This is a genomic window from Virgibacillus sp. SK37, from assembly GCF_000725285.1.
Classification (GTDB): Bacteria; Bacillota; Bacilli; order Bacillales; family Amphibacillaceae; genus Virgibacillus_Q.
This window is the reverse complement of the sequence record NZ_CP007161.1, coordinates 678,430-692,873: the sequence shown is the minus strand read 5'-3', so window position 1 is coordinate 692,873 and position 14,444 is coordinate 678,430. Positions and strand designations below refer to the sequence as shown.

Sequence of the window (14,444 nt, the reverse complement as noted above, 5' to 3'; positions counted from 1 at the left end):
TAGCAAAAACAAAAGCCAGATCAGTTAATATCCCTGACCTGGCCTTTATTTGCTTATTTTGATTTTACATAAAATGACTTTGGGACCTCTGCTTTAAACAGTAATAGTTGCCCAGTACTCGGATGAATAAAAGAAAGCACTTTCGCATGCAGTCCCAGTCTTCTGATTACATTTTGCTTAGATCCGTATTTCTTATCTCCTACTACAGGATGCCCCAGATCCTGCATGTGTACGCGGATTTGGTTTTTACGACCAGTTTCCAACTCAACCTCTAGTAAAGAAAAATCATTGTTGGACTGAACCACCTTATAATGGGTTATTGCATGCTGTCCGTCATTTTTAACAGGGCTTGAATACATCATATGGGTTTTACTTTCTTTTAACCATGAAGAAATATATCCTTTTTGTTTCTCTACCTTCCCCTCAACAAGCGCAGCATATGTGCGTTCCTTTACGCTTTTTTTCCAAGTATCTTGAAGCTTTCTCTTCGCAGCTTCATTTTTAGCAAAAAGCATCACTCCAGAAGTATCTTTATCTAATCGGTGAACGACAAAAACTCGGTTTAAGGGATCTTCTCTCCGGACATGCTCCATAAGCTGATGATGAGCGGTCTGCTTTTTTTCTTTCTGTGTCGCAATGGACAACAATCCCGCCTCTTTATTAATGACAATTATATCTTCATCCTCATATAGAATCGTCATGCCAATCAGTGCACTTTCCTTCACTGCTGCTTTATTTTTTAAAATTTTAATCGTTTGACCTTTATATAAAGGGTAATTATGCTTTGTTTCAATATGATCATCCACGGTTACCTGGCCACGTGTCAGTATGGATTTCACGGAATTCCGGCTACGGTTGGGCATGGCTTCCAATAAAAAAGGAAGCAGCTCCATTTTCTTTTCCACAGTAAAATGTAAATTATTCTTATCTCTTGATTGCTGTTTTTTCGGCAATAGTAAAACTCCTTTATCATTAAAGAACGTATTTCTTATATATAAGATTAATCTTTATTTGATCGTTACGCAAATCCTAAAATGCCCAACATAATTACCACTCACTTTAAATTTAATTCCAGAAGCACATTACTTCCTACATTATACCTGTCAACTTATTATCATATTAGGATGGAAATTTATATGACAAATCAAACATCTACAATAAAAGAAAGAGTAATGGAGGCATACCACTTTCGCCATGCTACAATGCCAGCACCAATTGTTACAGAGGTTTCCGGTCATTATAAACGCTTCCAGGAACAAAAACAGATATTAGATAATGAGCGCACCCTTTTTGATTGGGCATCTAAACAAACCTATATCGCCCTAGGAAATATGCTGACAGCTGCAGCACTCCTCGGAATTGACTCCACTCCGATGGAAGGGTTCAATCAAGAAAAGCTTGATGCATTACTTGAAGAAGAAGGTCTACTTGAAAATGATCAATTTGGTGCATCCGTACTCGCTACATTTGGCTATAGAAAAGAAGAACCAAAACGAGGAAAAGCACGAAGAAATATGGAGGAAGTAGCACAGTGGGTTTGATGTATTGAAACATAGGAAAGCCCGATGAGTTTGTAGGCACACTAATTTCATAGTTAAATTCAACCTAAAAAGAAGCCTATTCATGGGCTTCTTTTTTCATATATTAAAAATTAAATTTTTTTACCTTCCTACCTTCGTATACTCGTGAATGCTTATTCTTCTTTTCTTTTATCTTGCTTTACTTTAAAAAAGTCTCCACTTTTTTGTTTTATGTCATCCGTTCCCCACTCAATTTCTTTTTGAAGCTTTTTTAGCCTCGGTATATGTTTAGAACAGTGAATGTAAGCCTCGTCCACTTCGATAACCACCCAGCGTTCTGCCTTTCTCCCTTCCTTTTCAATCATTTCATCCATTATCTCATCAGAAATCTCGAGTGAAATTAATTGACTGTTTTCTAATATGGAGGCTTTACCATTGACATGTAAGCCAATTTGATTTTCAAAAAAGTCGATAAACATTAAACCAATATGTGGATTTTCATTAATATTCCCCAAGCTTGCCATAACACCATTTCCTTTATATTCGGGATATATTAACGTCTTTTCATCGATCACCCGTACAAATCCTGGTGTCCCTGCCCGAAAAGATGAATCACAGTTTCCATTCGAATCAGCTGTGGAAATGAACATCATCGCTTGCTCACTGATAAATTCTTTCATTACATCATTTAGCTGATTAAGCATTTGTTTATTATAAAAGGCAGCCGCTCTTTTGGTTGTTCCGTACTTTTCTTGTAATACATACTCCCCACGGTGTACAGACATTTTCTATCAATCCTTTCATTAACCAACCTTTATCATTCTAGCAAACTATGATTTTTGTCATCATTAAGTTACTTTCTTAACCAGGTTAGCTGAATCTTTTAAATCTGAAAATCCATTTTTATGATAGAATCGATATGCTGGAACATTCTTTTCGGTAGTTAATGTGATATGTTTAACCTCTTTTTCTTTTAAGATTCCATTCATTAATTGCAGAAAGGAACTACCTGCTCCTTGGTTTTGTATTTTTCTAGAAATAAAAAACTCCCTAATAAAATATTCCCGCCCTTCCCACCAGTTAAAGATATAACCTAATGCACACCCAATGAGCTCTTCCTCCTCACTATATAAAGCTAACGTTAATGAGTTATTATTTTCGGTTAGTTCTGTTAAATATGCATGTAATTGTTCTTCATTATCCCATCTATCAAACCAAGGTTCATTTGTAAACACATCCAAAAATAGAGTTTTCATTTTCTCAAAGTCACTTTTCTTTAATATACTCACTTTCACCCATTCCGCCCCCTGCATTATAATTTATAAATTATGTATTAATACATACTGGCCTTTTTATGCTCATTCTATATAATAATCTTTTTTATTAATAAAAACGAGTAAAAATCCTTTTAGGGTTCTACTCGTTTTCCGATAACTTATTTGTAAGCAAGTTCTCTTTCAGCTGCTAGTAATTCGGTCTGGTTTAGTTATTACTCTTTTTCTTCATATCGGATACTAATCTTCATCCTTCACGTCAATATCCTCTGGAATCGGTTCATTTAAGTATTCCTGAATCTTTTGTCTATATTTCTCCACATCTTCAAAGTGTGTTTTAAATTGATCTTGATTTATTAAGTATTGGTTCCCATCATGAATGGCACGGATTTTCCCTTCCAATACTAGTGCGCTTACTTTTGCTATATCCATTGATAAATACTCAGCAGTCTCCTGTATGGTTTTGTACATATCCTTGGTCCTTTCCTAAAACAGTCCAGTCAGCTTTCCCTATCGTTTAACAGGTATATTCTCCCTATCCAACCAATTCATTACTTCAGTTCTTGCTTCTTCTCTTTCAAATTGATACCATACTTCACTAATCCCAATTCATTTAATTTGTCTTTGAAATTTCTAAATTAGTACGTCTTGATATTCCGGTGTATTTTCAAGTTTCTTTTGTGCATAAGAGCATAGAGGTTTAATTTTTAATCCTTCCTCTCTGGCATACTGTACTAGCCTCTCGACTAATTGCCCCGCAACGCCCTGTCCTTGCAGCTCCTCTGATACGACAGTATGATCTACAATAATCTCGTTTCCCTCACCCGGAATGAATGATATTTCAGCTAAAGGATTATCTTCCTCACCGATAAAAAACGTATGATTCCCTTGCTTTATTTCCACAAAAATTCCTCCTTATTTATTGAAATGCTGGCAGGGTGACTAACACAGCAAGAACGAAAATAATCGTAATATAGTTGACTGAATATAAGAATATCCAATGGGCCCACTTTTGATCATCTTTCATAAAAAGCCCTCTTAAGGCAATGATCAGCCAACCGACATTCAATATTGTTGCCACTGTAATAAAAAAGGTTCCTAGTTGAATGAGGTAAAATGGCAATGGTAACAAACAGGCAATATAAATTACTATTTGCCGCTTTGTTATCGAAAACCCATGCACTACAGGCAGCATGGCAACATCTGCCGCTTTGTACTCCTCATATTTTTTAATAGCAATCGCAAATGTATGCGGCATTTGGAAAATAAATAAAATAGCTAAAAGCATAATCGGAACAATATGAAAAGCAGATTCTATCGCAGCCCAGCCAATTAAAGGAGAAACTGCACCAGATATACTACCGATCACCGTATTTAATGTGTATTTTCGCTTTGTCCACATCGTATAAAGAACCACATAGGTAAACCAGCCGATGAAGGCATATAATGTAGCTTCCCATGTCGTAAACCATAACAGGACAAAACCTGCCAGTGACAAGCCAATCCCTGTCCATAACACAATTTTAAGTGGTATCTTACCTGTTACAGTAGGACGATTCTGCGTCCTGGCCATAACTTCATCAATATCCACATCATACCAATTATTAATTACTAATGCTCCAGCCATAACTAGAGTACTTCCAAGCATGGTAAGTATAAAAAGGGGCCATTGCTCTGTTATTAAAGCTCCAGAAAAATAAAGGGCAAGCCAGAAGCCGGAGAAAACAGGTAATACGTTTGCAATTAAAACTGGTCCTTTTATAAGTGATTTTATATCCGAAAACGTGGTTCGTTCCGAATCGCTTGGTATCGTTGTTGATACACTTTCATTTCCCATATCATATACCCTCCCTGATTGGGGCAATTGTTTACATTCTTATACTGTTATCATATCATGGAATGACATGGCAGACTATTACTCTAGATTACATTGTCCGTCATAGATTCTATGATAGACATTCCAACGCGGTTTCGCACTCGCAATGTCCGTCATCAACTTTATGATAGACATTCACGACCGGTTTTGCGCTCGCAATGCCTGTCATCCGCTTTATGATAGACATTCCGATGCGGTTTTGCGCTCCCAATGTCCGTCATCAACTTTATGATAGGTAATGTCAATAATTATGTGTAAGCTACTAAACAGGGGATTTATCCTCCATATATAGTTATTGATCTAAATAAGATTTAATATGATTCGCTTAGGTTCTCCTTCGCTTGCCTTGCCGGCAAATATATCTTGGATGGTGGTTAGGTTGTCAAGCGGTTTTCTTTACTACTTAGCCACCATCCGAGACAATAGATTAGGCAGGCGAAGGGTGCTACTCATTTAGTTGATATCTTTCTTTAAACATCTTTTGTAATTCTGTATAGGCAGATCTAAAAGTAGTATTTTTCCTGTTTTTCCAAGTTTCATTATAGTCAATAGAAACCAAATAGATGATCTTTTCGACAGCTTTTTCACTAGGTAGACTATTCATCGGTTTAAGCCTCTTTTTAATTTCTTTTATAGCTCTTTCGATTGTATTTGTTGTATATATTTGAGGTCGAATGATTGGTGGATAATCGTAAAACCGTAATAAGTCTGACAAGTCTTCTTCCCATGACTGAATTACCTTTGGATATATTTTTTTCCAATTCTGTTTAAATTTCTCGAAGTTTTCTAATGCTTGTTCTTTATCTTCCGCACGGTAAACTGGTTTTAAATCTTCAAATAAATGTTCTTTATCTTTTACACGTACCATGGATTGAGTATTCCGTAATTTATGAACAACACAGCGCTGTACGTCAGCTTTAGGAAATACTTCTTTTAGCGCTGCGTCTAGTCCTGTTAGACCATCGAAAACGCCTAATAGAACTTCTTCTACACCACGATCGCGTAGTTTATATAACTGTTCTTTCCACACATTAGCACTTTCTTTACCGCCCACACGGAAATCAAGAATTTCCTTTTGTCCATCTTCATTCATCCCAATAATCATATAAATGACCTCGTTATCTACATCCTGCCGGCGCAATTTAAAATAGGTCCCATCTAAATAAAGAACCGAATATCGTCTGGATAATGAACGTTTCTTCCAGCTTTCAATATCGTCTACTACTACATCTGTAATATTACTTATGGTGGCTGCAGAATATTGGTCGCCTAATATTCTTTCAATAAATTGCCCCACTTCTCTCGTGCTGAAACCATGTTGGTACATATTGATAATAGTTTCTCCTAACCATTTTTCACGTCTTTCATAAGGACCAAAAACATGGGTTGTGTAATATCCCTCTCGATCTCTAGGGACAGATAGGTTTATTCTTCCATACTTTGTATCTAAATTGCGTTGATAATAACCATTTTTACTACTATCTAATTCCGGATTTTCTACTTTAAAAAAGTTTTCTCTTTCCTCTTCCATAATTAATTCCAATTTTTCTTTTACAAAGCTTTGTACAAGGTTTTCTAAGTGATTAGAAAATAGATTTTCGGGTAGACTATTAGACATCGGTAGGTCATCCTTTCAATTAGTTATTGGACTAGCTATAAAGAGGATGTCCTACCTATTTTTATTTAAACTTCTTTCTTACACAAAATATTGTACATCATCTTATGATAGACATTCCACCGCGATTTTGCACTCCCAATGTCTGTCATTACCTTTATGATAGACATTCACGACCGGTTTTGTGCTCGCAATGTCTGTCATCTGCTTTATGATAGACATTCACGGCTGGTTTTGCGCTCCCAATGTCTGTCATCCACTTTATGATAGACATTCCACCACGATTTTGCGCTCCCAATGTCCGTCATCCGCTTTCCAGCAATTACCGGAGCATCAATGTTTTCATAAAAATAAAAAAGGACTCTGTAATAGAGTCCTTTTTTTATAAGTTACGCCTTAACAACGTTAGTTGCTTGAGGTCCGCGTTGTCCTTCTTCGATATCAAAAGAAACTTTTTGACCTTCTTCTAAAGTTTTGAATCCTTCACCTTGGATAGCTGAGAAATGTACGAATACATCGTCTCCACCTTCAACTTCGATGAAACCGAAACCTTTTTCTGCGTTAAACCATTTTACTGAACCTTCTTGCATGTTTGTTTCCTCCTACGTGGCATAGCCACATTATATTACTATTGTTGCTCAATTAGAAATCGAAGGTGAAAATTAAATCCTTCTTACACACCGAACAAGAATAATTACTCTTTATTATACTGAAAAAAATATAAAATGCAAGGGATTATACAAAATTAGTAAAAAATTTTTACATATTGTATTTATTTCATTAGAAGTTCACAGGAAGGATCAGCCACCACCATTATTTTTCGTTGAGCTGGAATCCTTCTTTTGAGCATCCGCTGAACTCCCTGTTTTATTTTTAGAGCTACTTTGATTAGTTACATCCTTTTTGTCGCCACCATTGGATTGGCCATCTTTTTTATTTTCAGAGGAGCTTTCGTCTTTCTTATCTTCTTTATTGGATCCCTCCTCTGAATCGCCACCTTCGTCTTTATTCCCCTTATCTTGTTCCGTTCCTTCATTTCCCTTGTCTTTGTCTTTGTCTTGGTCTGAATTTTCTCCTTGATCTTTGCCTTGATCACCGTTTTGTTCTTGATCTTTATTCTGTTCGTCTTTCTTGTCTTTATCTGTCTTATCTTCTTTATCTTTCTTTTCTTGCTCTTTTTTCTCTTTCTCTTTATCCTTTTCTTTTTTCTCCTGGTCTTTTTCTTCTTTATCCTTTTCTTGCTCCTTTTCTTCCTTATTTTTTTCTTCCGGATCTGGGTTATTTGGTACTGGAATTGGCTTCGTTTCAGGAACAGTGCCTTTTACGAATAATTCGGTAACAGTATTTTCTTCCGGAGTATATTTATTTGCTTTAAGACCGGTTTCTTTATCGATTTCCACTTCTACGACAGAAGATGGTTTTTCAAAGTCGGATGTCTCTTTTTCTTTTGATACTTCTTCCATAATATACTTGAAGATCAATTTAGAAATATCATCATCTTCTTTTTTAATATAGGTTTCCTGGGTTGTTTTATCATAACCGGTCCATACTGCTGCAGTATAATCTGTTGTATAGCCTGCAAACCAAGCGTCAGATACACCTTCTCCCTGAATGTGTTCAGGAAGCATTTTTGTACCGGTTTTTCCTGCTAAGGGCAGACCAGGAATATTAGCCATTTTCCCTGTTCCTTCTTTAACTACCGTTTTCAACATATCTGTAACCATATATGCTGTATAGTCACTCATGGCTTTTTCTGATTCTGGTTGAAAATTTTCTTCCTTACCTTCAGGAAAAACTACTTTTCGAATTGTATGGGGTTTATTATATTCCCCTTTGTTACCAAAAGCAGCGTAAGCCCCTGCCAGATGCATTGGTGAAGTACCATGCTCAAATCCACCAATTGCATAGGATGGATATACGTTCTCCAAGTTGATTCCTAATTTCCCTGCAAATTCTTTAGCATTCTCAGGCCCGACCTTTTGCATGGTCTTAATTGCCGGAATGTTATAGGACCATTGCAATGCGGTCCGGATAGAAATCTCACCATGGAACCTCCTATCCCAATTTCGGAATGTCTTCCCATTTATTTCTACTTCTTCATCCTCAATTTGCTTATACGTAGACCATTTTAATTTTTCAATTGCCGGCCCATACGCCATAATCGGCTTGGCTGTGGAACCAGGCTGACGTCTTAATTGTGTTGCATAGTTATATCCTTTCTTTATATCTTCTTCATCCGGACTTCTATTCCCGCCAATTGCACGAATAGCCCCCGTTTTTGTATCAAGTAGGACTACACCTGCTTTCAGCTTATCATCGGGATAGGAGATATATTCATCTGTTGTCAATACTTTATCAGTGAATTTTTGAGCTTTCGGATCAAGGGTAGTGTATATTTTCAGACCGGAAGTATAGAGGTCCTTTTCAGAAATGCCCTTCTTTTTTAATTCATGAATAACTTGATCGACATAACTATCATAAGAAGTATTGTCCTTTTGTTCTGTCAGCATATCTTCTACTGCAGTTGATTGAGCCTTTTTACTCTCCTCTGCAGATATAAAACCATGCTTTTCCATTAAAGAAATAACTGTATCTCTCCGTTTTTTAGCAAGCTCCGGATGCTTGTATGGATTATAGCCACTTGGACGCTGTGGTAAGCCTGCAAGCAGAGCTGCTTCACTGTTGGTCAGCTCCTCCACAGATTTTCCAAAGTAAACTTCTGCTGCTGTAGAAACACCATAAGCACCTTCACCAAAATAGATTTTATTCAAATACATTTCCAATATTTCTTTTTTGGTGTACTTTTCCTCCATCTTAACTGCCAAGTAAGCTTCCTGTACTTTTCTTTCAATCGTTTTCTCCGGGCTCAGAAAAGATTTTTTCACTAACTGTTGTGTAATGGTACTGGCACCTTCCGCACCAAAACCATTCTTTACATTCGCAAGCACAGCGCCACCAATGCGTTTAATATCAACGCCTCCATGCTCCCAAAATCGGACATCTTCCACGGCGATGAAAGCATTTTGGACATGCTTCGGTATTTTTTCGAGTGGAACAACCTCTCTATATTCTTTCCCAGCTACATCTGTTACCTCTTGATCATTCATATCATAGATAGTCGATGACTGGGGATTTTCCAACTGGGCAGGTGTAATTTCCGGTGCATCACTTATGTATGCTATTACTGTATAACCACCTAAACCGATGGCTAATACACCTATTAACACAAATGCCATAAAGATACGAAAAAAGACTTTTTTAGATTTACTTTTTTCTTTCGCACCCTTCTTCTTTTCCTTTTTATATTGTTTACGAGACTGGATATTTTTCCCCATGTCTCTCCCCCCTTATGCCACTTCATTCCTTATGAAGAGATACCCATTCCCATAAAATCTGAAACATAAAGAAAATGGTAACTTGTGTCTCTTTCGGTTAAAACGTATTTTATGCATTTAATTTAATAGTGAAAAAGAAGTAGCTTTTAAAGAAACATATGGCTTATTTTCTTTAATTTAGGGAAAACACCAGACAAATTCCCTTTGACCGTCGACAATTTGTGACAAAAATTTTACTATAAATTGAAAGTTACTTGACACTTTTATAAAAACGTAAAAAAAGCTCTTTAAATTTGGTATACTCGGGAAATCCGATAATGAATAAATTTTTTAAAATAATGGATAGACAGGAGGGGCAATCCCATGAAATCTAAACTTCTGCGGTCAAAATGGATTGTTTTAGCATCACTTGTTTTACTCGTATTTTTGAGTGGTTGTGAAGGTATCACAGTGCTTGATCCAAAAGGGCCGGTTGCTCAAAAGCAATATGATCTGATTATATACTCCCTATGGTTTATGCTTGGAATTATTGTAGTAGTATTCGCTTTGTTTACGTACATGATCATCAAATATAGGGAAAGTCGCCCAAATCGTAAAGAAAGTGACTATGCTCCAAACTTACATGGTAATAAAGCTATTGAAGTAGTATGGACAGTTATCCCTGTTATCATAGTGGTAATGTTATCTATTCCAACAGTTACTACCTTATTTGATTTGGAGAAAGCACCCGAGCCTGTGGAGGCAGAGCCGGCAAAAGAACCTTTAGTGATTCATGCAACAACAGCTGACTGGAAGTGGTTCTTCAGCTACCCGGAACAAAATATTGAGACGGTCAATTACTTACACATACCAAAGGACCGACCAATTGAGTTTAGACTCACCTCAGCTGATGCGATGACAGCACTTTGGATTCCATCTCTTGGTGGTCAGAAATACAACATGGCTGGAATGCAAACAACTTTATTCCTACAGGCAGATGAGGAAGGCGTCTATGATGGACGAAATTCCAATTTTAATGGAGAAGGCTTTGCAGCACAAACTTTTAAGGTACATGCAGAAAGTGAATCAGCCTTCAATGATTGGGTAAGCAATATACAAAATGAAGCTCCAAAATTAACACAGAAAAAGTATGATGAATTACTAAAACCCGGTCTTACGGATATAGATTCATTTTCTTCCACTCATTTAGAATATGTGAATCATGCCACAAAGGAAGGCATGGATTACTCAGTTAAACGTTATCGTGAGCTTTTTGAACAAAAACTACATTTAGACAAAATTAAAGAAGAGGAAACTTTTCAATAAAGGATTAGGAAAGCAGGTGAAACCATGAATATAAAAGCCCTTTTAGTTGATGGCGACCCGCTCATTTACGGAGCAATGGTCTCTATTGGTCTTGTAACAGTAGCAATTCTCTTTCTATTAACCTATTTTAAAAAATGGGGATGGCTATGGAGAGAATGGTTGACTACTGTTGACCATAAAAAAATCGGGATCATGTATATCCTAAGTGCCCTTGCCATGCTATTCCGTGGTGGAATGGACGCCATGATGATGCGTGTACAGCTGGCATTTCCGGATTTAGGTTTTTTAGATTCGCAACATTATAATGAAATTTTTACAACACACGGTACAATTATGATTATATTTATGGCAATGCCATTTTTAATCGGATTAATGAATATTATTGTTCCATTACAAATAGGAGCACGTGACTTCGCGTTTCCATATTTAAATGCCTTAAGTTTCTGGGCCTTCTTTATAGGTGCAATGTTATTCAACATTTCCTTCGTTATCGGAGGTTCACCGGATGCTGGTTGGACAAGCTATACCCCACTATCCGGAGCTGCTATGAGTCCTGGACCAGGGCAGAACTTTTACTTAATGGGACTGCAACTTTCGGGAATAGGTACCTTGGCAACCGGGATTAACTTAATGGTAACCATCCTAAAAATGCGTGCACCTGGAATGAAGCTTTTCCATATGCCGATATTCACATGGTCCACACTAGTGACTTCATTTATTATTGTGTTTGCTTTTCCAATATTAACGATCGCACTAGCATTACTAACGATCGATCGTGTATTTGGCTCACAATTTTTCACATTAACAGGGGAAGGCATGCCAATGATGTGGGCAAACCTGTTTTGGATGTGGGGACACCCGGAAGTTTATATCGTTATCTTACCGGCGTTCGGGATATTTTCCGAGGTTATTGCCACATTTGCAAAGAAACGCCTATTTGGCTATAGTGCCATGGTATGGTCGATGATTATCATTGCATTACTCAGCTTTTTAGTTTGGGTGCATCACTTCTTTACAATGGGTGCAGGCGCCTTTGTTAATTCTGTATTCTCTGTATCTACTATGTTAATTGCGATTCCGACAGGTGTTAAAATATTTAACTGGCTTGCCACTTTGTACAAGTCAAAAATTGAGTTCTCTGTTGCCATGATGTGGGCATTAGCCTTCATCCCTAGCTTTATACTTGGTGGAGTTACAGGTGTTATGCTTGGAATGGCAGCAGCAGATTACCAATTCCATAATTCTTATTTCCTTATTGCACATTTTCACTATGTGTTAATTGCTGGAACTGTATTTGCTTGCTTTGCAGGTCTTGTATATTGGTACCCGAAAATGTTCGGTCACAAAATGAACGAGCGAATCGGAAAATGGGCATTTTGGTTTTTCGTAATTGGCTTCCATGTTTGTTTCTTCCCACAATACTTCCTGGGATTAGATGGAATGCCTAGAAGACTATTCATTACAAATGTGGCAGAATGGTTGCCATTAAACGTTATTTCAACCGTAGGTGCATTTGGAATGGGCATAGGCTTCGCTATCTTCGTTTACAACGTTTACTATAGCTATCGTCATAGCGAACGTGAAAAAGTCGGTGATTCATGGAATGGTAATGGGCGTACACTGGAGTGGGCTACAACTACACCAGTTCCTTACTATAACTTCGCCACTGTGCCATATGTAGATGAAATTGATCCATATGTGCGCATGAAGAAAGAAGGAAAAACTACCTTTGATGAGACCAATGTAAAACCGATCCATATGCCAAGCTATACCGGTCGACCATTTATTATGATGGCTTTCTTAGGGCTTGCAAGCTTTGGTCTTGTTTTTGAATGGATTTGGCTGGCCATTGTTGGGTTGATTGGCGGAATTATTCTCATGATCGTTCGTTCTTATGATTATGATGAAGGTTATTATGTAAGTGTTGAAGAAATTAAGCGCACAGAGCGGAAAGCAAGGGGGTTATGATATGTCGGAAGAAGTAAAAACTACCGGTCCATTGGAATACAGAACAAATGAAGGTCAAATGACGATTCTTGGTTTCTGGATTTTCCTTGGAGCAGAAGTCGTGTTGTTTGCTACCCTATTTGCAACCTATGCGGTACTATTTGGCCGTACTGCAGATGCTCCGACTCCTGCCGAATTGTTTGAACCGGGCATTGTTTTAATCATGACCTTTTTACTGCTTACCAGTAGCTTTACATGTGGTTTAGCTATCCATGAAATGCGAAGAGGATCTGTGAAAGGTCTTACTACGTGGATGTTGATTACACTTGTGCTTGGTTTAGGATTTCTTGGTTTTGAAATCTATGAATTTATTCATTATGCACATGAAGGTGCTACAATACAGTCCAGTGCCTACTGGTCAGGCTTCTTTATTTTAGCCGGCACTCACGGTTTGCACGTTACCCTTGGGATTGGTTGGGCATTCGCATTGCTCCACCAAATTTCAAAACGAGGTATTACGAACGTTACAAGCCGTAAATTCTTTATCATCAGTTTATATTGGCACTTCTTGGATGTCATTTGGATCTTTATCTTTACAAGTGTCTATCTAATAGGGATGGTGTTATAGTATGGCAAACAGTAAGAAACGAATACCAACCAACCATATTATCGGTTTTCTTTTATCATTAGTTATGACCGTTGTCGCTGCTTGGGCAGCATTGCAGTCTGACTTGCCAGTAATGTGGATTATAATTGGAATTATGGCACTTGCGGTTCTTCAAGCCGGCGTCCAATTATTTATGTTCATGCATGTTACAGAATCCGCAAGCGGTAATGGTCATGTTCCATGGAATATGATGTTCCACGGCTTTGCACTTGCAGCAATTGTCGTAGCAGGATCCCTTTTCACGATGTCATTTGGATTTAGTCATGATCATGGGGATAACGGAGGCGATGAGCACCATCATGAACAACATCAAGAGGAATCTGGCTATTAATATAAAAACGAAGGAGAAGTAAGTAATGAAAACAGAACTCGAAAGCGTACAGAAAAATACGTGGAAGCCAATGTTTTTGTTTATTACCTGTATTATTCTTACAGCCTTTTCCTTGGGTGGCTTTCTTTATTCCTCTTATGAACCAAAATTTATTCTCTTAATAATAACTGTGCTTGCATTTATTCAAGCAATGTTTCAGCTTTTTAAAATGCAGCCAGATAACAAATAAAAAACGCGCTTGCCCGAAAAGCAAGCGCGTTTTATTTATTAAATTAGTTCTCTTGTAGTGTAGCAGGTTTTTCTTCCACCAAAGCGATAATAAACATGATCCAAGCAACATGTGCACCAATAAGGCTTCCGTAAAACATCATCCAAGAAATTGAAAAAGCACCTGGCGCGGTAAAAAACATGATTTGAAAACTATACAACCACATACCAACGAGCAGCACGGACTGAACTACCGCAAACACCGGCCTTTTTAATTGAATTAGTAGAAATGGCGTAATCGTTGCCAATAACAAGAACATTGCAGTAACACCCATTTATCTCAACTCCTTTGTGTGTTTTTCTTGAA

At 37.5% G+C, this 14,444-nt stretch carries 16 protein-coding genes; 6 read left to right on the top strand and 10 right to left on the bottom strand.

The annotated features are described in order from the left end of the window. Positions 1 to 53: 53 nt before the first annotated feature. Positions 54 to 953, bottom strand: coding sequence for an RluA family pseudouridine synthase (locus X953_RS03515; protein WP_040954382.1), 900 nt, complete (start codon positions 951 to 953; stop codon positions 54 to 56). Positions 954 to 1,136: 183 nt separating this feature from the next. Between X953_RS03515 and X953_RS03510 the strand changes: the two genes are divergently transcribed. Continuing rightward, entirely contained in the window at positions 1,137 to 1,541 is a 405-nt protein-coding gene (locus X953_RS03510; RefSeq protein ID WP_040954381.1) for a nitroreductase family protein, read from the top strand. A 152-nt stretch (positions 1,542 to 1,693) separates the two neighbouring features. Here the strand turns inward: X953_RS03510 and X953_RS03505 are convergent, their stop codons facing one another. The 8 genes from X953_RS03505 to X953_RS03470 form a co-directional block, all read right to left on the bottom strand. Further along, positions 1,694 to 2,305: a pyridoxamine 5'-phosphate oxidase family protein gene (locus X953_RS03505; RefSeq protein ID WP_040954380.1), complete on the bottom strand. Its 612-nt coding sequence runs from the start codon at positions 2,303 to 2,305 to the stop codon at positions 1,694 to 1,696. A gap of 63 nt (positions 2,306 to 2,368) precedes the next feature. Next, positions 2,369 to 2,815 carry a GNAT family N-acetyltransferase gene (locus X953_RS03500; RefSeq protein WP_040954379.1) on the bottom strand — a complete coding sequence of 149 codons (447 nt, stop codon included), beginning with the start codon at positions 2,813 to 2,815 and terminating at the stop codon, positions 2,369 to 2,371. A gap of 219 nt (positions 2,816 to 3,034) precedes the next feature. Further along, the gene (locus X953_RS03495; protein ID WP_040954378.1) at positions 3,035 to 3,265 is read right to left on the bottom strand and encodes an excisionase family DNA-binding protein; all 231 of its coding nucleotides are present in this window, start codon (positions 3,263 to 3,265) and stop codon (positions 3,035 to 3,037) included. Between the two features lie 162 nt (positions 3,266 to 3,427). Then, complete coding sequence (locus tag X953_RS03490) at positions 3,428 to 3,697, bottom strand: GNAT family N-acetyltransferase (protein WP_084715605.1); 270 nt, start codon at positions 3,695 to 3,697, stop codon at positions 3,428 to 3,430. 16 nt (positions 3,698 to 3,713) lie between these two features. Further along, the gene (cyoE, locus tag X953_RS03485) at positions 3,714 to 4,631 is read right to left on the bottom strand and encodes a heme o synthase (RefSeq protein WP_040954376.1); all 918 of its coding nucleotides are present in this window, start codon (positions 4,629 to 4,631) and stop codon (positions 3,714 to 3,716) included. Positions 4,632 to 5,115: 484 nt separating this feature from the next. After that, entirely contained in the window at positions 5,116 to 6,288 is a 1,173-nt protein-coding gene (locus X953_RS03480) for an IS256 family transposase (RefSeq protein WP_040954375.1), read from the bottom strand. A gap of 386 nt (positions 6,289 to 6,674) precedes the next feature. After that, entirely contained in the window at positions 6,675 to 6,875 is a 201-nt protein-coding gene (gene cspD, locus X953_RS03475) for a cold-shock protein CspD (RefSeq protein WP_019376924.1), read from the bottom strand. Positions 6,876 to 7,085: 210 nt separating this feature from the next. Beyond that, positions 7,086 to 9,620 carry a transglycosylase domain-containing protein gene (locus X953_RS03470; protein ID WP_040954374.1) on the bottom strand — a complete coding sequence of 845 codons (2,535 nt, stop codon included), beginning with the start codon at positions 9,618 to 9,620 and terminating at the stop codon, positions 7,086 to 7,088. A 363-nt stretch (positions 9,621 to 9,983) separates the two neighbouring features. Between X953_RS03470 and qoxA the strand changes: the two genes are divergently transcribed. From qoxA to X953_RS03445, 5 genes are read left to right on the top strand one after another with little or no spacing between them, the layout of a single operon-like run. Continuing rightward, positions 9,984 to 10,925: a cytochrome aa3 quinol oxidase subunit II gene (gene qoxA / locus X953_RS03465; protein ID WP_040954373.1), complete on the top strand. Its 942-nt coding sequence runs from the start codon at positions 9,984 to 9,986 to the stop codon at positions 10,923 to 10,925. Positions 10,926 to 10,949: 24 nt separating this feature from the next. Then, positions 10,950 to 12,893, top strand: coding sequence for a cytochrome aa3 quinol oxidase subunit I (gene qoxB, locus X953_RS03460; protein ID WP_040954372.1), 1,944 nt, complete (start codon positions 10,950 to 10,952; stop codon positions 12,891 to 12,893). Between the two features lies 1 nt (position 12,894). Next, positions 12,895 to 13,500, top strand: a complete 606-nt coding sequence (gene qoxC / locus X953_RS03455) for a cytochrome aa3 quinol oxidase subunit III (RefSeq protein ID WP_040954371.1) — start codon at positions 12,895 to 12,897, stop codon at positions 13,498 to 13,500. Position 13,501: 1 nt separating this feature from the next. Continuing rightward, a complete protein-coding gene (gene qoxD, locus X953_RS03450; protein WP_040954370.1) occupies positions 13,502 to 13,870 on the top strand; it encodes a cytochrome aa3 quinol oxidase subunit IV in 369 nt (122 codons plus the stop codon). A gap of 25 nt (positions 13,871 to 13,895) precedes the next feature. Next, positions 13,896 to 14,099 carry a hypothetical protein gene (locus tag X953_RS03445; protein WP_040954369.1) on the top strand — a complete coding sequence of 68 codons (204 nt, stop codon included), beginning with the start codon at positions 13,896 to 13,898 and terminating at the stop codon, positions 14,097 to 14,099. Between the two features lie 43 nt (positions 14,100 to 14,142). On the opposite strand, the gene X953_RS03440 is transcribed toward X953_RS03445, so the two are convergent. Beyond that, entirely contained in the window at positions 14,143 to 14,412 is a 270-nt protein-coding gene (locus tag X953_RS03440; protein ID WP_040954368.1) for a hypothetical protein, read from the bottom strand. Positions 14,413 to 14,444: the final 32 nt, after the last annotated feature.